This is a genomic window from Aestuariivirga sp. (assembly GCF_046093005.1).
Lineage (GTDB): Bacteria > Pseudomonadota > Alphaproteobacteria > Rhizobiales > Aestuariivirgaceae > Aestuariivirga.
Genome location: NZ_JBJTER010000125.1, coordinates 1 through 21,909, shown reverse-complemented (window position 1 = coordinate 21,909; position 21,909 = coordinate 1). Strand labels below are relative to the sequence as shown.

Here is a 21,909-nt window from a genome sequence, read left to right as displayed (position 1 = left end):
ACATCATCCTTGTTGCGCTCCTGTTAGCGCCTTCTAGCTGAACCCCACATGAATGAAAGCTTAAGTCCTCGGCGGTCGCTTAGAGGTACGCTTCGACACCGCATCCGCCACCTTCTCGAGAGACCGGCCGCCAATGTAGCCGCCCATGCCCACCGCCAGGAAATCCCAGAACCCCTGCGGCAGCGCCTGCCAGCGCGGCGCGAAGGGAATCGTCCGCCCCGCCACGAGGTCGGCCAGCGGCAGCACCAGGCCCACCAGCACCAGAAAGCCCATCAGCAGCAGCATCAGCAAGGGCCGCCAGCTGCGGCTCAGCCAGTGTTCGGATTTGACCTCGGCCATCACCACGCCAGCGCCCAGCTCGGCGTTGCGCGACGCATAGGTGAGCGCCTGCTTCTCGATCTCGGCGGCAAGCTTGCGCCGCAATTCAAGGTCCGAGACATAGGCCTCGAGGATCTTCGTCACCGGGCCCTGCACGAGCCCCATCGCCAGTTGCGCCGCAATTCCCGCTGGAACCACCATCATCGCTTCTCCCATCCTGTTGTCATGAACCGCCACAACGCCGTGAGCAGATCCGCGAGCCATGAGCGCCGCGGCGGCGCCTCCACGCCGGACATGAACAAAGCGGCTTCCGCCTCGCGCCGCCTGACAAGGCCGGGCAGCACCCGGCCTCCGGCCTTCACCCACAGGCGGAGCCGCTCCGGCACGTCCGCAAGGCGCCCGGCATTGACCGCCGCCAGCACGGAAGAGCTGCGGAACGCTCCTCCTCCCACATTGAACGCAAAGCTCACGAGAGCCGAGAACTGGGCATCGCTCAGTTCGCGGGTCAGCGCTTTCCGCACCTCATCCGCGAAGCGCTCCGCGTCAGCCGCCAGAATGCGCCGCGCCTCCGCCTCGCTGATCTTCATGCCCGCCGCCACCTTGGGCGGCCCCGCCTGCGCGGTATGGCCATAGCCGATGGTCCACACCCCCGCCGGGCAGCGATATGCCGTTTCGCGAAAACCCTCGAAGCGGCGGATCAGCGCCAGGCCCTCTTCCGTCAGTCTCATCTTAAACCTCACAGCCTGTTGTTCAGGATCACCGGCAGCGCGCGCGCCAGCAGCGCGCCGAGCCAGATCGATACGCCGATCACCAGGGTCAGCGTTTTCCAGCCGCCGCGCGCCGTCACCAGCGCATCGCGGATCTCGCGCACATCCTCGCGCATGGCGTGGATTTCCTGCTCGACCATCTGCATGCGCGCCTCGAGCGCGCCGACATCGCGTTCGATGCTGGTCATTGCAGGTTCTCGAGCCGCGCCTGGACCAGGCTCACCGTCCAGGCGGCGGCCGCCCCGGCATTGACCGAAACCCCCAGTACCGCGTTGGCGGCCGTGCTGTTGAAGCCGGCGGAGGTGGCGCGCCGCACCGGGCCGGGGCTGTTGGCAAGGCCAGCCGCGGCCTGGGTATGAATGAGCGCGGCCACCGCCTGCACCACCGCGGCGGTGCCGCTGCCCACGCTGCGGAAGGTCACGTCGAGGCTGAAGCGCCCCTCATCGGCGGCGGCCGTCTGGGCCGGGAAGGCCAGTTGCGCGAGCGCCGCGTCGGCCAGGGTTCCGGCAGCGCCAAGGCGCAGCGTCAGAACCGGCGCGGCGACTCCCGCCGCCGTCTTGGTGACATCGAAGACAAGGCCATAGCGCGTGCCGGCTCTGAGCCGGTCCGGCGGAAGCACGATGCCGGACCCGGCGAGATAGGTGTCAGCCGCAAAGCCCGGCCCCTGTCCGGTCAGCGCCTGGTTGAACAGCTCAGGCGGCGGCGTATTGGGCAGGCTCACCGCGGCGCTGGCGCGGTCGATCACCAGCGCTGTCTTCCACTGCGCGCCGTCAGCACTCACATTGATCCGGAAATCATCGCTGCCGGTGAGCCCCATTTCGGCGCGCCCGCCGAAGCCGGTCTGGTAGAGCAGGGAGGCGGTGTTGGCGGCGGCGGTCGTGTTGAGCTTCAGGCGATGGTCGCTGCCGGCGTGGTTGAACAGCGTGGCCGCCGCCGCGACCGCGAGACGGTTGGTGTCATCCGCCGTGGCGTTGACGCCGACACGCGCGAGGTTCGCAAACTCAGTGACGGCGAACGGATCGATCCACGCCGCGCCATTGAAGATGACGAAGCGCGCCTCCGCCTCCACCCACATGCGCCAGCCGGCCCTTGGGCTTAGGAACACCCAGCCGCCGCCCTGGGCAACGGCGATGCGGCCATCGGCGCCCGCCCATGCGCCCGCGGCGCCGGTTCCCACCAGATAGCGCGCGCCGTCGGGCGGCGTGGCGGGCGGGCTCGCCAGCCCGCGTGAAACCACTGAAAGCTGGGTTGCCGCGTCGATGAGCAGCAAAGCCTCGTTGTGCGTGATGTGTTTCTGCGCCTGCGCCGCGGCAAGCAGCGGCAGGCCGAGAAGCGGCGTGTCAGACATCGATGATCCTTTCGAGGAATGGCCCGGGGCCGAAGGTTGCCGAGAGCTGCGCCACCCGCAGCGTGAACTGTCTGGCGCCCGCCAGATCGGCGGCGATCTCCGAGGCGGTGTAAAGATAGCGGGGTTCGGTGAGGGTCAGGCTGCGCTTCAGGCTGGCGCCCGACAGGATCTCCAGCCGGTAGCGCTCGCTTTCTTCGCCGAGCGGCACTTCCTCGAGGTCCCAGCTGTCGCCGCCGATCCTGGTGCGGCGGATCCAGCTCAGCATGAGATCGCCGCCCGACCGCACGGCGCCGGGATGCACCGGCGACAGGGGCCTCAGGCCCAGCATTGCCGGGCGGTGGGTGATCGAGACTTCCGCCTCGCCGAATTCCGAATCCGCCGCCAGCACGCGCCAGCTGTGTTCAAGCCCGGCCTGCGACAGCGGCAGTTGCGGCTGCACCACCGCCTGGTCGAGCAGCACGAAGCGCTCGCCGGGGTTACGCAGCGTCCTGATCTCGGGTTCCGATCCCATTTGCCCGCGCAGCAGCCTGGAGAGCTGGTAGGTCTGCGCGCCGGCCAGCTCCGCCTTGCCGAACTGGATGATCTCCCAGCCCGTGGCCATGCTCCCGACGGCGGCCAGATTGGCGCCCTGCAGCAGTTCCTCGTCGGTCACCGAAAACAATTCGCCCGCCGCCATGCGCACCGTGAGGCTGGCGGCCCGGTCGAAGCCTCCGGGCGGCGCCGCCGCAAGCGGGCTCATCAGCGTGCCCATGGCGGCGGGAAGATCGATCTCGCGGTTGAATTCGGTGGCGGCCGCGCCGGTCTGGCGGTACAGCGCGAGCCCGCCCGGCCAGGGGTCCGCCATCGCGGCGATCCACGGCAGATAGGGTTCGGCGGCTTCGGCGAGCGGCAGGTCCAGCAACAGCGCATCGGGCGCGCCATAAAGCACCGGCGTCTCGGCCTCGGGCGCGCGCGGCGCCGCGCCGCCCGGCTGATAGACCGCGCGGTTGAAGCTCCGTCCACGGATCTTCCGCGCCGCGCCGTCGGAAACTTCCTCGATGCGCAAGCTGTAGGCGCCCCCGTCCAGCTCAAGCGTCAGCGCGTCGCCCGGCTCCAGCGCCAGGAAGGAGGGCGGCAGCGCGAATTCCGCCGTTTCCCGCCCGGCCCAGGCGTCGTGCAGCGCGATCGCGGCGCATTTCTGCGCCTGGTCCTGCTCCACGGCGGCGGGCAGCTCCAGAAGCCCGTCGCGCTTGCTCGACCCGCCCTCATGCCTGGCTTCGACCACCGCGAGACGGTAATCGCGCCCGGCTTCCATGTAAGAGAGTTTGATCGCCGCCGGCAGTTCGGTTTCCTGCGCCCGCTTGATGGCATAAAGCGGCGCGCCGCCCGGAAGCTCGGCCAGGAGATCGGCCGCGATGCCGGTTTCAGGGGCGTTCCGCCGCATGAAGAAACGCAAGCCGCCGCCGCTGTCCGCCGCATCGACCGCGAAGGCCGTCATCAACCCCCGCAGCGCCTCGCGGCCGGATATCACCCGGTCGATCATGAAGCCATGCAGCACGCCATCGACGTCGCCGGTGTCGGCGCCGTCAGAGCCATAGGCGGCGGCCACCGCGGCAATCAGGCCGCCAAGCTGCAAGGCGCCCACCCGGCCGTTGAGCCAGTGGCCGCGCGCGTAGTTGGCCGCGTCGGACCAGATGTCGGCGCGCGCCGGAAACTGCGGATAAGGCCTCGCGTCCCACGCCCACAGGAAGATGCGGGCCGGGTCGACCATGGTCTTTCCATAAACGCCGGACACCGGATTGTGGCTGCCGGTCGCCGACCAGTATTGATCGACCGCCGCCAGGAACCGGCTCTGCATCAGATCGTCGCGCAGGCCCGTCGAGAAAACCGGCGGCCGTGACTCGGATGATTTGGGGTCGAGGAAGGCGTTGGGTTCATTGGCGCCCTTGTCGATGGCGGCGCAGCCCGCCTCGGTGAACCAGATAGGCTTGGACTGCGGCGCGAAGCCGGTGGGTGTGGGGCGTTCCACGCCGCCCGGCCGGTCATAATGAGGATTGGACCACCAGCTTTTCAGGTCCTTCGGCCGGAACACCCAGGGCTTGCCATGGGCCCCGTCGGCAATCGGCGTGCGCCGCTGGGCCACGCGGTCCTCCTGGCTCTTGTAGTACCAGTCGAAACCCTCGCCGCCGGCGATGTTGCTTTTCAGATAGGCGATGTCGTGGATGGATTTGGCGCCGGCCAGATAATCAGCATGCTGATTGCCGTCGCGCCAGTCGGCCAGCGGCATGTAGTTGTTGATGCCGATGAAATCGACCTGCGGCGATGACCACAGGGGATCGAGATGAAAGAACACATCGCCGCTGCCGTCGGCCGGCTGGTGGCCGGAATACTCGGTCCAGTCGGCGCCGTAGGAGACCCGCGCGGAAGGCAGGATCGCCTTGACCTCGCCGGCGAGGCTTGTCACCGCCGCCGCGAAGGGAAACTGATTGGCCTCGGCGCGCAGCGTGGAGAGGCCGCGCAACTCGCTGCCGATCAGGAAGGCGTCAACGCCGCCCGCCAGCTCGCAGAGCTTCGCATAATGCAGGATCAGGCGCCGGAAGCTCCACTCCGCCGGGCCCCCATAGGTCACCGTGTCGTCAGCGGCCGAAAAATGCCGCGGCTGGGCCTGGCCCACGAAGGCGGCGATCTCGGCGCTCATCGCGGCGGTCTTGTCGGGCGATCCGGGCCGGCCCGGGGCAACCGATGCGGTGATCCGTCCGCGCCAGGGATAAGGCGCCTGTTCGGGGCCGCCATAGGGGTCGGGCTTGCCGTTGCCGGGTGGAACGTCCATCAGCACGAAGGGATGCAGCATCACCTTGAGGCCGCGGTCCTTGAGTTCGCGGATGGCGCGGATCACCGAGGCGTCTGACGGCGTTCCGCCATAGGCGGGGCCGCCGTTGTCGAAGCTGACCGGATGCGCGTCCGGCCGGCTCACGCCGTTCACCGTCCAGTCCCCGGGGTAGGTGTCCTTCTCGGCATTGTCGACGCCGGGCCTGATGGCGCAGACGCCGCACCGCAGATCGGTGCCGAACCACGCCACCACCAGCGCCGCCGCCCCGGCGTTGCGGCAGGTGGCGGTCAGTTCGTCGAGCGAGACGTTGAAATCGCTGCGCTTGGCGGAGGCATGCGCGTTCTCGGACTGTGTGACGCCCGGCCCCAGCCGCCGCCGCACCACCTTTGTGTCATAGCCGAACTCGGTCGAGCCGGGGATGATGCTCACCGCGCGCACATGGCTCGCGGCGCTGTCCGTGCCGCGGAAGACTTCGAAGGTGAGCTGCGGCAGGCGGTTGCCGAAATCGGCGAGCGGCAGGCGCTCGAACACGATATAGGCGGTTCCGCGATAGGCCGGGGCATTGGCGGCGCCCATCTTGGCCACGATCAGGCTATCGGGCGCCTGGCTCTCGCTGCCCGTGTAAACGCGCGCCGTCACATCGTCGAGACTGAACGGCTTGCCATCGGCCCATACCCGCCCGATGCGGTCGATCTCGCCCTCGCAAAGCGCCACCGCGAAATTGGCGAAATAGGTATAGCTGCGGACCTTCTGGCCGCCGCCGCCGCCGCCCTTGCCGCCCACCGTATCGGTCTGGCGCTTTTCCTCGAAATCGGTGGCCCAGATCACCTGGCCCGCCACCCGCATGCCGCCCCACAGCCGCGGAATCGGCGCCCCCTCGGATGACGCCATCACCCGGAGGTCGGAAAGGCGCGCGCCCTCGCGGGTTTCGGAGCCGCCGAACAGTTTCTGATCGACGAAACTTCCCGCCAGCGCCCCGATGGCGCGGCCAATCATGCCGCCCAATGGGCCGCCCAGCATGGTTCCCAAACCGGCGCCGACCGCCTGCAGAACGACCGTCGCCATCAGCCGGTCACTCCCGGAAAGCGGAAAGCGAAGGCGATCCGCCGCCGCCACCACGGGGCAAGCGCGATCTCCGAGACGGCGGCGCCCTCCTGCGCATGCACCAGGGATTGGCCGGATACGGCGATGCCCGCATGCTTGGCGGGCAGCTCGCTCCGCCAGCGGAACAGCAGCACGTCGCCGTCTTTAAAGTCCGTATACGGAATTTCAACGAGGTGGCGGCGCGCCGCTTCCGCCAGCGCTTCGCCGCCGCCCATCTCGGCCCAGCCGGGGCGGTAGCCGGGCGGGGTTTCGGGCTCGGGGCCCATCACCTCGCGCCACACCCCGCGGATGAGGCCCAGGCAGTCGGTTCCAACGCCCTTGAGGCTCGCCTGATGGCGGTAGGGCGTGCCGCGCCAGCCGCGCGCCGCGGCGACGATCTGTTGCCGTGTCGGCATGATGGTCTGTCCTGAAAGAAAAAATGGAATGCCGCTGTCGCGTTCCGGCACGGCGGGTTTATCGCCGTCTCATCACCCCGGATTTGATCCGGGGGTCCTCTTCGGCCGCCGCCCCTAACCCTTCGACTTCTTGGTCCGCAGCGCGTAGCGCATCACCGCGTCGTCGCCCGGCATGTGCGGGAAGCCGCGGAAATTCGTCACATTGGCGAATTTGTCCCGGCAAGTCGCAAGCTGCTTGTCGCAGCCGGGCGCAAGCGTCATCTGGTCGCCCGGCAGCGGCTCATAGGCGAGCGCCTGCCACAGATCGAGGCTGACGGTCCCGCCGTCCACGCGGTGGGCCTTGATCTGGCTCGGCCTTCCGGCATTGGGGCCGGTGAGAAACCGCGCGGTGCCCCCGGCAAAGTAACCCGCCGCGAAGGCTTGCGCGCCGGAGGCCTGGATGGTCAGCCGCGCCGCGCAGGCGATCACCTGCGCCGCCACGCTCAGCGCCGCGAGCGCCACGCCGCAGCGCTGGTCGCCCAGCACCGCGTCGCAGCCATTCTGGAACAGGCGCCCCATCGGCTGGTCCAGCACATGGGCGAGGCCGCGGAGCTCGGCCACGAAGAAATCCCGCCCACGCGTCACCTCGCCCAGATTGCCGCGCTTCAGCAGCACCCGCTGGCTGACGTCGCGCCAGTTGACGCGCCACAGCGCAATGGCGGCATTGTCGAAATCGCCGGCGGCGAGCCTCGCCTCGGAGAGCCGCGGCGAAGAAAGCGCGCCGGAGGCCTCAAGATTGTCAACCGACAGGCCGAGCGATGAATCGATCTCGGTCGCGGTGAAGCCGGAATCGGCCTCGAACAGCGTGTCCTCGAAAACCAGGTCGCGGTCATGGTCGGTGAAGCCCATCGCCTCACCGGCCTGGGTCTCCAGCCGCCAGCAGTGGCACAGCGTGGTGGCGCCGCCGGCGAGATGCTCCTGAAGGCCTTGCGGCAGCGTTCTCATGCGCGGATCTCGATCACCGGAATGTCGGGGATGTCGCCGCCCGCGAATTGCGCCAGGTTGATGCGCAGTTCGTCGGTATCGAAGCGCACCGGCACGTCGAACTGGAAGCCCGCGGTCACCGGCGCGCCAGCCGGCGGCGGCGCGGTCAATTGAACGAGCCCGGTCAGCGGATCGGCCAGAAACGCCGCGGTCTCGGCGCCCGCCACCGCCACCTTCACGGTGCCGGCCACCGGCTTGGTGATGGTGCGGAGATAGGCGCCGGGCCCCGCGCCATAGCGCTTGACCAGCTGAAAGCTGACGGCCGTCCCGTTGCCGGCGCCGATCGACTGGTCGAGCGCCGAGACATTGGCGGAGGGCGCGCAGGACTTGAAATCCGCATGATCCTTCCAGCGGAAGCCGCGCAGCCTGCCGTTGCGCGCCTCGAAGAACGCGATCACCGCGTGAATGTCGTCGAGCGATTTGACGCCGAAGCCCGCGTTGTAGCGGCGCCGCGAATTGGCCCAGCGGCTGTTGCGTTCCTCGCCGCCCGAGGCCGTCATCACGATGTCGGTGCGGCGCATCGGCCCGCCGGAGGTGCCGCGCGAAATGGCGGTTGGAAAGCGCACATCGTCGAAGCTCATGCTCAGAGGTTCCTCTGGCCACGCGCCACGGCGCGGGCGATCAGCGCCGCCACCTGGGACTGGGCGCGGGTGAAGCTTTGCTCATCCTGCGTGGCGATGTTGACGGTCACATTGACGCCGCCGCCGCCGCGCACGCCGAGCTTGCCGTCCGCGCCGCGCGCCAGCGGCATGATCGCCTCGGGGCCGGCCTCGCCCATCAGCCCGGCGCCGCCCTGCAGCGGAAAGAGCGTCGGCGAATTGACGATGCCGCCATCGGCGAAAGGCACGATCCGCCCCTGCGCCACGACATTGCCCGCGGCATTGGGAATGAGGTTGCCGGCGAGCCCGCCCAGCATCTGGCCCAGCGGCCGCAGCGCCTGCGACAGCGCCATGCGGGCCAGCGACAGGGCCAGCCCCTTCATCACATCGGAAAGGTTGCGGCCCTGGATCGCCGCGCTGGCGAAGGCGGTCACCAGCCGGCTGCCGGCGCTTTCGGCCAGCCGGTCGATGTCCTGCATCTGCGCTTTAAGGCTGGCGGCCTCGCGGCTCTTGCGTTCGATGTTTTCGCTCATGTGTCATCCGGAAAAAGTGTCAGGAGGTCTTCAAGCCCGGCGCGGCTTGGGCCGTCCGGGGCGGGCGGTAACAGCGCGGCGGCAATTTCGCGCGGTGTTGCGGCCCAGAAGGCGGCGGGCGGCAGCTTCAGCGTGCCGAGCCCCGTCCGCATGAAGGCGGCCCACGGAAAACGGCGGCTCACGGCGGCTCGCCCGCGAATGTGGCCCGCAGCAGCTGGACGACGATGGCGAGAAAGCCCGCGGCGGCGCCCTCCACCGTCATCTGCGCCACCTCGGCGTCGCTCACCTGGTTGCCAGCACCGCGCAGCCCCGCGCCGATCACCCTGATCGCATCGGAAGCGCCGATCTTGCCGCTCTCGAAGCGCTGGGCGATGGCGATCAGATCCTCGCCGCCATAGGCATGTTCGATTTCGGCGAGCGCGCCGAGCGTCAGGCACAGCACATAGCGCTGGCCCGAAAGCTCGGCCTCGATCTCACCGCGGTGACGGTTGGCCATGGCTTTCTCCTCAGATGGCGGTGAAGGAAATCTCGCCCGCCGATTCGAGCGCCAGGTCGAAGGTCACTTCGCCGTCGTGGCGCCCGCCGATCTCCAGGCTGGCGATCTGGAACAGGCCCTGGATCACCCCGAAATCCGGGATCGCCAGCTGCCAGGCGCGGACAGCGCCGGAAAAGAAGCAGCTGCGGATGGTGGCGTCGGACGCGGCATCCTTGAAAATGCCGGAGCCGCGGACCGCGGCGGATTTGACGCCGCCGCCGGCCAGCAACTCGCGCCACTGGCCGGCCGATTCCTGGTGGGTGATGTCCACCGCGCCGGCATTGAAGCTGATCGCATTGCTGCGCAGGCCCGCCACCGACTGGAAGCTGCCGGTGCCGGTCGAATCGATCTTCAGCAGCAAATCGCGTCCGCGCTGTGCGGCCATGGTGTGTGTCTCCTATAATGGTTCCGTTGCGGCGCGCAGCCGCAGGCTTGCGCTGAAGCCCGGGCTGCTCGGGCCCCGCGCCACGGCCCGGAACACCACGCTCAGATTGACCAGCCGGTGCCCCGCCACATTCAGCGCCGCGCCGTCAAGCACGGTTTCGGCGGCATCGGCCAGCTGCTGCGCCAGCTTGCGGCTGCGGCTGTTGGTGCGCACGGCGAGCGTCAGGATATGCTCATGCGCCGCCTGGTCCGCCGTGCTCCAGTCGCGGGTTTCGAGGCCCGCGAATTCGATGAAGGAGGAAGGCGCGCCGCGCGGCACTTCCTCATAGACATGAGCGCCGCCCAAAAGCTGGGTGAGCGGCGCATGCGCCAGCAGCGCCGCGCGCACCGCCTCGAGAAGCTCGAAGCCGCCGCTCACGGGCGCACCGCGCGGTAGGGCGCCAGCAGCGCCATGACGCTGGCTGGCACCTGCGGCGCAGCTTCGTCGCCGCGATGCGCATACCAATGCGCCACCAGCAGCAGCACCGCCTGGCGCAACGGCTCCGGCACCGATTCAGGCGCAGCACCGAAGCCCGCCGTCACGGTGATGCCGATGCCATTCAGCGCCCGCCCCGGCGAAGGCCAGACGCCATTGACGGGCGCCAGGCGCGGCGGCCGCGAGGCGAGGTCGGCCACATAGAGCGCCGGGGCGAGCACCGCCTTGGCCCCGTCGGCCGCGAACACCGCAACTTCTGTGATCGCCGCAAGCGGCGCCACCGGCAGCCGGACCGTCAGGTCCTCCGGCCAGGCGTCGAACAGGCAGAGCCAGGCCTGCGTGATGAAGCAGAGCCCGGTTCTCGCCTCGGCCACCCGGCGGGCGGCGGCGATCAGCGTTGTAATCGCCTGGTCGTCGTCGCCATGGCCGATGCGCAGATGCGCCTTGGCCATGGCAAGCGTCACCGGCTCGGCCGCCGGCGCGGTGAGAAGGATCGCTGGCATGGCTGCGTCAGCTCACCGCAAACCGCATCAGCTTGATGGCCTCGAAGTTCTGCACGCCGCCGCCCACGCGCTTCGTCATGTAGAACAGCACATAGGGCTTGGCGGAATAGGGATCGCGCAGCACCCTGAGGCCGATGCGGTCGACCACCAGATAGCCATTGACGAAATCGCCGAAGGCCAGCGCGAAGGAATCGGCGGCGATGTCCGGCATCGCCTCGGCCTCGGTCACGGGGAAGCCCATCAGCGTCGCCTTGCCGTCGGGCCTGGCCGCCGGCTCCCACAGATAATTGCCGGTCGTGTCCTTGAATTTGCGGATGGCGCTCTGGGTGCGGCGGTTCATCACCCAGGTGGCGTTCTGCCGGTAGCCGATCTTCAGGCTGTAGGCGAGATCGACCAGCCGGTCGGATGGGTTGGTCGCGGCAAAAGCGCCGGCGACTCCGGTTGCCAGATAGCCGATGTTGCCCCAGGTCCAGCTGGCGTCCGCGACCTTCGTGTAATCGAGAAAGCCCTTGGGCCGGTTGACGCCGTTCCCCGTGGTGAAGGCGATGCCTTCCTGCTCGGCGAACACCAGCTGCACTTCCTCGGCCATCCACTGGTCGATGTTCACCGCCGTATCGTCGAGCAGCGTCTGGGTGGCCGATGGCATGGCGTAGAGCTCCATCGCCGGGAAGTTCAGCTCGGCCAGCGTGATCGAGGCGGTTTCGGGCCTTGCCGCCGTCTCGCCCACCCAGCCGGTGGCAAGACCATTGGTCGAGAACGGCTTCTTGTAGAGCGCGGCCGATACCTGGCGCACGCTGGAGATCGCGCGGATCGGCGAGCTGGCATAAAGCCTGCGCCCGATCTCGGCCTCGACCTCCGGCGGCACCAGGAAGCCGCCATCGGCGCCGGAGCCGACCGACATCGCCTTGGCTTCGAGCGCGGCAAGGCCATGCGCCTCGCCTTTCCGCACGTAGCTGTCGAAGGCCTGCTTGTGCTCGCGGGCCAGCGGCCCCTTGTCAGCCTCGCCGGAAAGCTGCGGCCGCCTCGCCTTCAGCGTCAGCTCGTCGAGCCGCGCCTTGGCCTCGTCCACCGCGCGGTTGATGCGGTCCACCTTTTCGGCGGTCACCACATCAGCGCTCATCCGCATTTCGATCTGCGCCAGCCGCTCGTCATTGGCGGCTTTGAAGGCCTCGAAAGCCTGCATCATGTCGCCGAAGGCGACTTTCGTCTCAAGTCCTGTGTCCATCGTCTAGTCCTTTCCAAGGTTGAAGAATTTCTCGGCGGCGGCCCGCACATGCGAAACCCGCGCGCCGTCCAGCATCGGGAACGTCACCAGCGAGATCTCCCACAGGTCGATCTCGGTGATCAGCCGCGCCGCCTGGGCGCGGTCGCGCCGCGCTTTCAGCGTGCGGAAGCCGATCGACAGCCCGTCGAGGCCCCGGCTTTCGAGAAGCGAGAACAGCTCGCGGCCGCGCTGCACATTGCCGTCGAGGCGGCCCGTTACATAAAGGCCCTTGCCGGTCTCGCGCAGCTCGAGCCAGCTCCCCACCGGCTCGGCGGCGTCATGCTGGAACAGCATGCGCACATGTTGAGGCCCCCGCCGCTTCAGCGTTCCGGTGAAGGCGCCGGGCATCACGATGTCGCCCGCCTGGTCGCGCCGCCCGAACAGGCTCGCATAGCCCACGAACACACCAGAGCCGGGGCAGGCGCACAGCGGCTGCCCCAGCCGGCTTTCTTCCCGGCGGGTTTGCATTCCTTCGTCACTCCTGTTTACGAAAATGGCCTCACCCCGGCGAAAGCCGGGGTCCAGCTTGGTTACAAAGCAGCTGAATGCCAGCCCGCGCCGGCATGACGGAAAGGCGGTATCTTCCGCCCCTTAACCCTTCGCGCCATAGCCAACGGCGGCGCGCTTCTCCTCGCCGGTGAGGAAGTCCGCCTTGCCGAGCCTCGCCCACAGCGCCTCGCGGTCGGCGGCCAGCGCCTCCACCTGGTCGAGGTCATGAGAGAGCCGGAAGCGCTTCTCCCCCAGAAATCCGGTCAGCGCCTCGGCCACGCGGCTGGCCATCGGCAGCACGGTCTGGCGCCAGAAGCTGCGGTTCGCCTCCATGTAGTTGGCGAAGGTATTGTCGCCGGGAATGCCGAGCAGCATCGGCGGCACCCCGAAGGCCAGCGCGATCTCGCGCGCCGCGGCGTTCTTGGTTTCGGTGAATTCCATGTCCTTGGGGCTGTAGCCCATCTGCTTCCAGTCGAGCCCGCCCTCCAGCACCATCGGCCGGCCGGCATTGGCCGAGCCCTGGTAGCTCTGTTCGAGTTCCGTCTTCAGCCGCTCGAATTGCTCGGGCGTAAGCTGTCCGTCCGCCGCGCCATAAACAAGGGCGCCCGAGGGCCTCGCCGAATTGTCGAGCATCGCCTTGTTCCAGGCGGAGGCGGCGTTGTGGGTGTCGATGGCGCGGCTTGCCGCCTCGAGCGGCGACAGGCCGTAGTAATCGTTGAGCGGGTTGAACAGCCTGAGATGCAAAACGCCAGCCCGCGCCAGCCGCGCCGATTGTCCGTTGACGGAATACTCATAGGCTTCCGCCCAGCCATTGGCGGACGCCACCGCCTTGATCCGGTCCGGCCGCAGCGCGTAAAGTTCGCGCGGGGCGCCGTCGATCTCCACCTTCTCGACATAGGCGTTGCCGCTCACCAGCAGGAAGCCATAGAGCTGCTCGGCGAATTCGCGGCCCGGCTGGCCGGGGTTTGGCGCGGCGAGCAGGCCCAGCAGCGGGTGATCGTCAATCTCGCGCTGGCCCTCATAGACGAGCCACGGCAGCGAGGCCGCCGCCTCGGCGATCATCCGCACGGCGCGGTAGCCCACCGCATTGGCGGAAAATCCCTCCCGCGCCAGGCTTTCGTAGCTGCGCGGCGTCCATTGCGGCTGGCCCAGCTGGTGAAGCGCGATCAATGGCCCCGTGGCCGATCGCTTGGTTTCGCGGAACAGCGCGCGGCGGATGGCTTCTACGATCATGGCGTCAAACCCACTTTTATGAAACAAAAAGCCCGGCTCAGAGAAAGCCGGGCGGTAAGCATGTGGCGATCTGGCGGGGTGCCGCATCGCGCATTCTTCGTCTTCTCCCGCTTGCGGGAGAAGAAGGGCCCCGTTGCGGCACGCAACGGGTAGATGAGGGCAACCTGTTCCCGAGGCTGGCCGATGCCCTCACCTCCCCCAACTTCGTTGGGGCCCCTTCCTCTCCCGCAGGCGGGAGAGGACGAAAGCGGGCGCACGCGGCTGACGGGCCGGCACGTCGGTCTTTCAAAATAAACTTTCGGAACAGCGCGGCGAGAGCGCCTACACCACCCTCACCCGCGGCTCGGCGCGGCGCCGGAGCAGCAATTCGCTCACCGCCCACACCAGCGCATCGAGGCGGTCAGGGCTCTTGCCGCCTTCGCCGATCACGCTGCACATCTCGTCCTCGAGTTCCGGGAACGCGCCCACATGGCGCACCCGGCCCTGTTCATAGAGCGCGGCCACCGGCTCGGCGCGGGCCCGCTTGGCCCGTGTCGCGTGAACGGCGCGGAACGCCAGCCCAGGATCGACCTCGCGCAAAATCTGTTCCACCATGGCCCCGCCCTGGTTCACCTCGGCCACCACCCGGCTGGCGTCGCGCGCGTGGTAGAGCGCCACCACCCGCCTCGCCCAGGCGATGGGCCTGGCGCGGATGAGCGTATGATCGTCGAGCACATAGGCGTTGCCGTCCCGGCCAAGCCCGGCGCAGACGATGCCGCAGGCATTGGCTTTGTGCCCATGGCCTGCCGGCGGGTCGACGGCGATCACCACGCGGGTGAGCTCCGGCGCCTGGCGCACCCGGCCCTGCTCGATGAGCGCGCGCCGGAACAGCGCGTCGGGGTCGTCGTCGATCAGTTCGCCATCAAGTTCCTGGCGTCCGAGCCTGGTTCCGCCGTAGCGTTCGGTCACATCGGCGAGAAAGCTCTTCGCCAGATGCGCGGCATTGTCGAAGGTCGTGCTGCGCGTCACCGCCGTGGCCGGGTCGGCCAGCAGCGCCTTCAGCAGCGGCACCGGCCGCGGCGTGGTGGTGATCACCGCGCGCGGGGCCTCGCCCAGCCGCAGCGCGAAGGCCAGCATGTCCCAGGCCTCCTGGGCGAGCCGCCACTTGGCGAGCTCGTCGCACCAGGCGGCGTCGAACTGCGGGCCCCGCAGGCTGTCCGGCTCATCGGCCGAAAACACCTGGGCGATGGCGCCATTGGGCCAGGTCAGCAGCCGTTTCGAAGGCTCATAGCGCGGCCGCTCGTCCTCCATATGGATGCCGAGCAGGCCGGATTTTCCTTCGATCATCACGGCGCGCGCCTGTGAAAGCGTGGGCCCGACAAGGGCGATGCGCGCGGCCTGCGGAACGCCGCCGCTCCAGAGGCCCAGCGCCTGCGCCTTCACCCATTCGGCCCCGGCGCGGGTCTTGCCGGCGCCGCGGCCGCCAAGGATGAGCCAGCTGCGCCAGTCATTCCCCGGCGGCGGCAGCTGCTGGTCCCGGCCCCAATGGCGCCAGTCCCGGTTCATCTCCTTCAGCGCGCCGTCCGGCAGGCGCGCCAGCACCGCCGCGATCTCGCCCGGAGACAAGTTCGCGGCGCAGTCCCGCAAGCTTGTCCGCAAGCGCCTCGCGCTCGGCGTCATCGAAGCGCCGCTCATGTTTGCGCCTGGCGCTGCGGCGGGCGCGTTCCTTGCGTTCGAGCTCAAGAACTTTCTCCAGCGTGCGCACCATGGTGTTCATGGCGCGGATGTCGCGTTCGCTCGTCGCCGCATTGGCCTCGGCGGAGAGCGAGCCGATCTGCGCCTCGAATTCGGAAAGCCTTTGCTGCAGCAGCGCCTTGAAGCGCATCAGCGTGCCGCGCGTGCCTTGCGGTTTTTTGTTTGCGCCTGAGGCGTTTCGCAGCTTCCAGCCGTCGGCGCGGGCGCGGCTGACCAGCGCCTGGCGGCTGACGCCCGCCTCGGCGGCCAGCGCCGTAAGGCTTTCGATTCCATTCTCGTAACGCTCCCGCAGCCTTGCCCAAAAGGCCGCGGGCGCCGGTTCATCGCCTGCGCCGCTCATCTCGTGACCCAATTGTGGAGTATGCCTTTTCATACCCGGCCGAGCGTACGCTGTCAAGGACTATTTTCCAACTGAAGGAATTTTCTTTTGCCTTTGAGGCCGGGCTGGCGGCGGCTATTGCTGCCGCCATGGATATCCGGCAGCTCCAATATCTCGCGGCGCTGGCGCGCGAGAAGCACTTCACCCGCGCCGCCCAGGCCTGCCATGTGACCCAGCCCACGCTGTCGGGCCGCATCCGCCAGCTGGAGCAGGAGCTGGGCGTTCCCATCGTCGAGCGCGGCCAGCGTTTCATCGGCCTCACGCCGGAAGGCGAGCGGGTGCTGAAATGGGCCCATCTCATCCTCGACAACTGGCAGTCGCTGCAGCAGGAGCTGGGCGCCATCCGCTCGAAAAAAGGCGAACTCGTCGGCCGGCTGGTGCTGGGCGTCATTCCCTCGGCCCTTCCCATGGTCTCGCTGCTCACCAGCGCCATGGAGCGCCAGCACCCCCGCGTCGAGTTCACGGTGCTCTCGCAGTCCTCGGAGGAAATCCTCCGCAACCTCCATGACCACGCGATCGAGGCCGGAATCACCTATCTCGACAACGAGCCGGTCGAGGGCCTCAAGCAGCACCCGCTCTATGTCGAGCGCTACTGCCTGTTCGTGGGCGATAATTCTCCGTATGCGGACAAACCCTCGGTCACCTGGGCGGAGGCCGCCCTGGAGCCCTTGTGCCTGCTCACCCCCAACATGCAGAACCGCCGCATCGTCGACCGCGCCTTCGCCGCCGCCAATGTCCACCCCTCGCCCCGGCTCGAGACCAATTCCATCATGAACCTGCTGGCCTCGGTCCGGTCCATGGGGCTTTCCTCGATCATGCCGGAATATTTCATCAATGTGCTGGGCCGGCTCGAGGGCATGAAGGCGGTGCCGCTGGAAGAGCCCCGGGTCGAGCACAAGGTGGGTCTTGTGGGCCTGCCGCGCGAGCCGCTCTCCCCCCTCATTGCCGCGCTGTTCGCGGTGGCCCGCGAAGTCAGGTCCTAGGGCGGCCAATCAGCGCCGCCTATGGCCCCATAGGGGCTGTCAATTGGAATTTACACGCGGACTGCGCCATAAACTGGACATGTCCGGATTAATGACCCCCGCCGACCACAGCCTGTGCGAGGCCACCGCCGCCCGGGAAGTTGCCTTGCGTTACGGCAACCGGCCTGATGCCCTGCTGGAAATCCTGCACGATCTTCAGGAAGATCTGGGCTTCATCCCGGAGGCGGCGCTGCCCGCCCTGGCCAAGGCGCTGAACCTGTCGCGGGCTGAGGTCCATGGCGTCGTCACCTTCTACCATGATTTCCGGCGCGAGCCCGCTGGCCGCCATGTCATCAAGGTCTGCCGGGCCGAGGCCTGCCAGTCGATGCGCGGCAATGAGCTGGCCGCCATGATCGAGCGTTTCCTCAACGTCAGGATGGGCGGCACCACCGCCGACGGGGCGATCACCGTCGAGCCGGTCTATTGCCTCGGCAATTGCGCCCTGGCCCCGGCCATCATGGTGGATGGAAAGCTGGTGGGCCGGGTCGATGCGGCGAAGTTCGAAGCGATCGCCGCGGCGTGCCGCTCATGAGCAGGATTTTTGTCCCCCGCGATTCGGCGGCCCGCTCGGTGGGCGCGGATGAGGTCGCCGCGGCACTGGCCGCCGCCGGGTTTGAGGTGGTCCGCAACGGCTCGCGCGGTCTGTTCTGGCTCGAGCCCATGGTCGAAGTCGAAACCCCGGAAGGCCGCATCGCCTATGGCCCGGTCGGCGCGGCGGACGTCGCGTCGCTGATCGCGGCGGGCTTCCAGCGCGGCGGGCCGCACCCGCTCCGCCTCGGCGACATTGCCGAGCACCCCTATCTGAAGAACCAGGAGCGCCTCACCTTCGCCCGCTGCGGCCTCACCAACCCGGTTTCGGTGGCTGATTATGTGGCCCATGGCGGCTTCCAGGGCCTCGGGAAGGCGCTGGGCCTCCCGGGCGCGGCGATCGTCGCGGACGTGACGGACTCGGGGCTGCGCGGCCGCGGCGGCGCGGGCTTCCCGACCGGCCTCAAGTGGAAAACCGTCCATGACGCCGAGGCGGACCAGAAATATATCTGCTGCAACGCCGATGAGGGCGATTCCGGCACCTTCGCCGACCGTATGGTGATGGAGGGCGACCCGCTCATGCTGATCGAGGGCATGACGATCGCCGGGCTCGCGGTGGGCGCCACCAGGGGCTTCGTCTACATCCGCTCGGAATACCCGGACGCCATCGCCGCCATGAACGAGGCGATCGACGCCGCCACCGCCGCCCGCTGGCTGGGCGGCAATATTCAGGGTACGGATAAATCCTTCTGGCTCAAGGTCCGGCGCGGCGCCGGCGCCTATATCTGCGGCGAGGAAACCGCCATGCTGGAGAGCCTTGAGGGAAAACGCGGCATGGTGCGGCCGAAGCCGCCCATTCCGGCGCTCGAGGGCCTGTTCGGCAAGCCCACGGTGATCAACAACGTGCTGAGCTTCGCCGCCGTGCCGTTCATCCTGGCCGAGGGCGGCGCGGCCTACAGGAACTACGGCATGGGCCGCTCGCGCGGCACGCTGCCCTTCCAGCTCGCCGGCAACATCAGGCGCGGCGGCCTCGTCGAGAAGGCTTTTGGCGTAACGCTCCGTGAGCTGATTGAAGGCTTCGGCGGCGGCACCTGTTCGGGAAGGCCCCTGCGCGCCGTGCAGGTGGGTGGCCCGCTCGGCGCCTATCTGCCGGCGAGCCGCCTCGACATGCCCATGGACTATGAAACCTTCGCCGCCGCCGGCGCCATGGTCGGCCATGGCGGCATCGTGGTGTTCGACGACACGGTGGACATGGCCGCCCAGGCCCGCTTCGCCATGGAATTCTGCGCCGTCGAATCCTGCGGCAAGTGCACGCCCTGCCGCATCGGCTCGACCCGCGGCGTCGAGGTGATCGACAAAATCGTCGCCGGCCAGGACCGCGAGGCCAATCTCGAATTGCTGTCCGACCTCTGCCAGACCATGACCGACGGTTCGCTCTGCGCCATGGGCGGGCTCACCCCGATGCCGGTGATGAGCGCGGTGAAGCATTTCCCCGAGGATTTCGACAAGCCGGCGCGGCTTGCCGCCGAATAGGAGCACGGATCGCCATGACGCTCATCAAGGAAACCGACTACGGCACGCCCGCCTCAACGGCGGCCAAAATGGTGACGCTGGAAATCGACGGCCATGAGGTGACGGTGCCGGAGGGCACCTCGATCATGCGCGCCGCGATGGAGCTCGGCACCAAGATCCCCAAGCTCTGCGCCACCGACTCGCTCAAGAGCTTCGGTTCCTGCCGCCTCTGCCTCGTCGAGATCGAGGGCCGCAAGGGAACGCCGGCCTCCTGCACAACGCCCGTGGCCCCCGGCATCAAGGTCAAGACCCAGACGCAGCGCCTCGCCCAGCTCCGGAAGGGCGTGATGGAGCTCTACATCTCGGACCATCCGCTGGACTGCCTCACCTGCGCCGCCAACGGCGATTGCGAGTTGCAGGACATGGCGGGCGCCGTTGGCCTGCGCGACGTGCGCTACGGCTATGAGGGCGACAACCACGTCTTCGCCAAGCGCGCCGATGGCGCGGAGAACATCCGCTATCAGCCCAAGGACGACTCGAACCCCTATTTCACCTTCGACCCGGCCAAGTGCATCGTGTGCTCGCGCTGCGTCAGGGCCTGCGAGGAAGTGCAGGGCACATTCGCGCTCACCATCGACGGCCGCGGCTTCGCCAGCCACGTCTCGGCCGGCATGGACGAGAATTTCCTCGATTCTGAATGCGTCTCCTGCGGCGCCTGCGTGCAGGCCTGCCCCACCGCGACGCTGTCCGAGAAATCGGTGATCGACATGGGCCAGCCCGAGCATTCGGTGGTCACCACCTGCGCCTATTGCGGGGTCGGCTGCTCGTTCAAGGCCGAAATGAAGGGCGACCAGGTGGTGCGCATGGTGCCCTACAAGGACGGCGGCGCCAACGAGGGCCATTCCTGCGTCAAGGGCCGTTTCGCCTGGGGCTACACCACCCACAAGGACCGGGTGCTGAAGCCGATGATCCGTGAACGGATTACCGATCCGTGGAAGGAAGTTTCCTGGGAGGAGGCCATCGGCCACGCCGCCTCGCGCTTCCGGGACATCCAGGAAAAGCACGGCCGCGGGTCGATCGGCGGCATCACCTCGTCGCGCTGCACCAACGAGGAAGTCTTCGTGGTGCAGAAGATGATCCGCGCCGCCTTCCGCAACAACAATGTCGATACCTGCGCGCGGGTCTGTCACTCGCCCACCGGCTATGGGCTCTCCCGCACCTTCGGCACCTCGGCCGGCACCCAGGACTTCAAATCGGTGGCCGCCGCCGACGTGATCGTGGTGATCGGCGCCAACCCGACCGATGGGCACCCGGTGTTCGCCTCGCGCATGAAGCGGCGGCTGCGCCAGGGCGCCAGGCTGATCGTGATCGATCCCCGCCGCATCGACCTCGTGGAATCGCCGCACATCCGCGCCGCCCACCACCTGCAGCTGCAGCCCAGCACCAACGTGGCGGTGATCAACGCCATGGCCCATGTGATCGTCACCGAGGGCCTCGCCAACCGCGCCTTCGTGGCGGAGCGCTGCGAGCCCGCCGAATTCGCCCGCTGGGAGGCCTTCATCCGCGAGGAGCGCAACTCACCGGAAGCCACCGAGGGCGTCACCGGCGTGCCGGCGGCGGAGCTTCGCGCCGCGGCCCGGCTCTACGCCACCGGCGGCAACGCCGCGATCTATTACGGCCTTGGCGTGACCGAGCACAGCCAGGGCTCCACCATGGTGATCGGCATGGCCAACCTCGCCATGCTCACCGGCAATGTCGGCCGCGACGGGGTGGGCGTCAATCCGCTCCGTGGACAGAACAATGTGCAGGGCTCCTGCGACATGGGCTCCTTCCCGCACGAGTTCTCGGGCTACCGCCATGTGAACGACGACATCGTGCGCCGCATGTTCGAGACGGTGTGGCAGACCCAGCTCGACAATGAGCCGGGGCTTCGCATTCCCAACATGTTCAACGAGGCGGTGGAGGGCACCTTCAAGGGCCTGTTCGTGCAGGGCGAGGACATCGCGCAGTCGGATCCCAACACCAAGCACGTGACCGAGGCGCTGAGCGCCATGGACTGCGTCGTCGTGCAGGATTTGTTCCTGAACGAGACCGCCGCCTTCGCCCATGTGTTCCTGCCGGGCACCTCCTTCCTCGAGAAGGACGGCACCTTCACCAACGCCGAGCGCCGCATCAACCGGGTCCGCCAGGTCAAGGCGCCGCTGCAGGGCAAGCAGGAGTGGCAGGTGGTCTCCGAACTGGCGGCCGCCATGGGCTATCCCATGCATTACGCCAGCGCCTCCGAGATCATGGACGAGATCGCCCGCCTCACGCCCACTTTCGCGGGCGTCTCCTTCGAGAAGCTGGACCGTCTGGGCTCGGTGCAGTGGCCCTGCAACGACAAGGCGCCGGAGGGCACGCCGCTCATGCATGTCGGCGGTTTCGTGCGCGGCAAGGGCCGCTTCGCGGTCACCGAATTCGTGCCCACGCCAGAGCACGCCAACCGTTCCTTCCCGCTGATCCTGACCACGGGCCGCATCCTCTCCCAGTATAATGTGGGCGCCCAGACGCGGCGCACCGCCAATGTCGCCTGGCACAAGGAGGACATTCTCGAAATCCACCCGCATGACGCGGAGCTGCGCGGCATCGAGGACGGCGCCATGGTGTCGATCACCAGCCGCATCGGCGCCACCACGCTGCGCGCCCGGATCTCGGACCGTATGCCGCAAGGCGTGGTCTACACCACCTTCCACCACCCCGAGTCGGGCGCCAACGTGATCACCACCGAATATTCCGACTGGGCCACCAATTGCCCGGAATACAAGGTTACCGCTGTCCAGGTGATGCCCAGCAATGGGCCGACCGACTGGCAGGAAAGCTATGCCAGCTGGGCCGAGCGCAGCCGCCGCGTGGCGCGCGAACCGGCGGAGTAGCAAAAGTGGACCTGGCGCGGCTGCACCATATGGCCAATCAGAT

23 protein-coding genes are annotated in these 21,909 nt (G+C 68.1%); 4 read left to right on the top strand and 19 right to left on the bottom strand.

Going from position 1 to position 21,909, the window contains the following annotated elements; translation table 11 throughout:
- Positions 1-60: 60 nt before the first annotated feature.
- The 19 genes from ACKOED_RS10945 to ACKOED_RS10855 form a co-directional block, all read right to left on the bottom strand.
- The gene (locus tag ACKOED_RS10945; RefSeq protein WP_408916631.1) at positions 61-522 is read right to left on the bottom strand and encodes a 3TM-type holin; all 462 of its coding nucleotides are present in this window, start codon (positions 520-522) and stop codon (positions 61-63) included.
- A complete protein-coding gene (locus ACKOED_RS10940; RefSeq protein ID WP_408916630.1) occupies positions 519-1,046 on the bottom strand; it encodes a lysozyme in 528 nt (175 codons plus the stop codon). Before ACKOED_RS10940 ends, ACKOED_RS10945 begins: the two co-directional genes overlap by 4 nt.
- Before the next feature lie 8 nt (positions 1,047-1,054).
- The gene (locus tag ACKOED_RS10935; RefSeq protein WP_408916629.1) at positions 1,055-1,273 is read right to left on the bottom strand and encodes a hypothetical protein; all 219 of its coding nucleotides are present in this window, start codon (positions 1,271-1,273) and stop codon (positions 1,055-1,057) included.
- Positions 1,270-2,433 carry a DUF2793 domain-containing protein gene (locus ACKOED_RS10930; RefSeq protein WP_408916628.1) on the bottom strand — a complete coding sequence of 388 codons (1,164 nt, stop codon included), beginning with the start codon at positions 2,431-2,433 and terminating at the stop codon, positions 1,270-1,272. Before ACKOED_RS10930 ends, ACKOED_RS10935 begins: the two co-directional genes overlap by 4 nt.
- Complete coding sequence (locus ACKOED_RS10925; RefSeq protein WP_408916627.1) at positions 2,426-6,307, bottom strand: glycoside hydrolase/phage tail family protein; 3,882 nt, start codon at positions 6,305-6,307, stop codon at positions 2,426-2,428. Before ACKOED_RS10925 ends, ACKOED_RS10930 begins: the two co-directional genes overlap by 8 nt.
- Positions 6,307-6,741, bottom strand: coding sequence for an NlpC/P60 family protein (locus ACKOED_RS10920; protein ID WP_408916626.1), 435 nt, complete (start codon positions 6,739-6,741; stop codon positions 6,307-6,309). The genes ACKOED_RS10925 and ACKOED_RS10920 overlap by 1 nt, the downstream gene beginning before the upstream one ends.
- A 114-nt stretch (positions 6,742-6,855) precedes the next feature.
- A complete protein-coding gene (locus tag ACKOED_RS10915; protein WP_408916625.1) occupies positions 6,856-7,725 on the bottom strand; it encodes a DUF2163 domain-containing protein in 870 nt (289 codons plus the stop codon).
- A complete protein-coding gene (locus tag ACKOED_RS10910) occupies positions 7,722-8,345 on the bottom strand; it encodes a TIGR02217 family protein (protein WP_408916624.1) in 624 nt (207 codons plus the stop codon). The genes ACKOED_RS10915 and ACKOED_RS10910 overlap by 4 nt, the downstream gene beginning before the upstream one ends.
- 2 nt (positions 8,346-8,347) lie before the next feature.
- A complete protein-coding gene (locus tag ACKOED_RS10905) occupies positions 8,348-8,896 on the bottom strand; it encodes a phage tail tape measure protein (RefSeq protein ID WP_408916623.1) in 549 nt (182 codons plus the stop codon).
- Positions 8,893-9,078, bottom strand: coding sequence for a phage tail assembly chaperone (locus ACKOED_RS10900; protein WP_408916622.1), 186 nt, complete (start codon positions 9,076-9,078; stop codon positions 8,893-8,895). The genes ACKOED_RS10905 and ACKOED_RS10900 overlap by 4 nt, the downstream gene beginning before the upstream one ends.
- Positions 9,075-9,392: a gene transfer agent family protein gene (locus ACKOED_RS10895; protein ID WP_408916621.1), complete on the bottom strand. Its 318-nt coding sequence runs from the start codon at positions 9,390-9,392 to the stop codon at positions 9,075-9,077. Before ACKOED_RS10895 ends, ACKOED_RS10900 begins: the two co-directional genes overlap by 4 nt.
- A 10-nt stretch (positions 9,393-9,402) precedes the next feature.
- Positions 9,403-9,816, bottom strand: a complete 414-nt coding sequence (locus tag ACKOED_RS10890) for a phage major tail protein, TP901-1 family (RefSeq protein ID WP_408916620.1) — start codon at positions 9,814-9,816, stop codon at positions 9,403-9,405.
- Between the two features lie 12 nt (positions 9,817-9,828).
- A complete protein-coding gene (locus ACKOED_RS10885) occupies positions 9,829-10,233 on the bottom strand; it encodes a DUF3168 domain-containing protein (RefSeq protein WP_408916619.1) in 405 nt (134 codons plus the stop codon).
- The gene (locus ACKOED_RS10880; RefSeq protein WP_408916618.1) at positions 10,230-10,793 is read right to left on the bottom strand and encodes a head-tail connector protein; all 564 of its coding nucleotides are present in this window, start codon (positions 10,791-10,793) and stop codon (positions 10,230-10,232) included. The genes ACKOED_RS10885 and ACKOED_RS10880 overlap by 4 nt, the downstream gene beginning before the upstream one ends.
- A 7-nt stretch (positions 10,794-10,800) precedes the next feature.
- Positions 10,801-12,018 (bottom strand): phage major capsid protein, encoded by a 1,218-nt coding sequence (locus ACKOED_RS10875; protein ID WP_408916617.1) that lies wholly within the window; start codon positions 12,016-12,018, stop codon positions 10,801-10,803.
- Positions 12,019-12,021: 3 nt separating this feature from the next.
- Positions 12,022-12,525: an HK97 family phage prohead protease gene (locus tag ACKOED_RS10870; RefSeq protein WP_408916616.1), complete on the bottom strand. Its 504-nt coding sequence runs from the start codon at positions 12,523-12,525 to the stop codon at positions 12,022-12,024.
- Between the two features lie 123 nt (positions 12,526-12,648).
- Positions 12,649-13,779: a phage portal protein gene (locus ACKOED_RS10865; protein ID WP_408916615.1), complete on the bottom strand. Its 1,131-nt coding sequence runs from the start codon at positions 13,777-13,779 to the stop codon at positions 12,649-12,651.
- A 321-nt stretch (positions 13,780-14,100) separates the two neighbouring features.
- Entirely contained in the window at positions 14,101-15,384 is a 1,284-nt protein-coding gene (locus ACKOED_RS10860; RefSeq protein WP_408916614.1) for a DNA-packaging protein, read from the bottom strand.
- On the bottom strand, positions 15,266-15,853 hold the full coding sequence (locus ACKOED_RS10855; RefSeq protein WP_408916613.1) for a hypothetical protein: 588 nt from the start codon (positions 15,851-15,853) through the stop codon (positions 15,266-15,268). Before ACKOED_RS10855 ends, ACKOED_RS10860 begins: the two co-directional genes overlap by 119 nt.
- A 128-nt stretch (positions 15,854-15,981) precedes the next feature.
- On the opposite strand from ACKOED_RS10855, the gene ACKOED_RS10850 reads away from it, so the two are divergent.
- The 4 genes from ACKOED_RS10850 to fdhF all read left to right on the top strand — a co-directional run bounded on the left by ACKOED_RS10850 (position 15,982) and on the right by fdhF (position 21,866).
- Positions 15,982-16,875, top strand: a complete 894-nt coding sequence (locus ACKOED_RS10850; protein ID WP_408916612.1) for a LysR family transcriptional regulator — start codon at positions 15,982-15,984, stop codon at positions 16,873-16,875.
- Positions 16,876-16,954: 79 nt separating this feature from the next.
- Complete coding sequence (locus ACKOED_RS10845; protein WP_408916611.1) at positions 16,955-17,446, top strand: formate dehydrogenase subunit gamma; 492 nt, start codon at positions 16,955-16,957, stop codon at positions 17,444-17,446.
- Positions 17,443-18,975 carry a formate dehydrogenase beta subunit gene (locus ACKOED_RS10840; RefSeq protein ID WP_408916610.1) on the top strand — a complete coding sequence of 511 codons (1,533 nt, stop codon included), beginning with the start codon at positions 17,443-17,445 and terminating at the stop codon, positions 18,973-18,975. The genes ACKOED_RS10845 and ACKOED_RS10840 overlap by 4 nt, the downstream gene beginning before the upstream one ends.
- A 14-nt stretch (positions 18,976-18,989) precedes the next feature.
- Positions 18,990-21,866, top strand: coding sequence for a formate dehydrogenase subunit alpha (gene fdhF / locus ACKOED_RS10835; protein ID WP_408916609.1), 2,877 nt, complete (start codon positions 18,990-18,992; stop codon positions 21,864-21,866).
- Positions 21,867-21,909 lie beyond the last annotated feature (43 nt).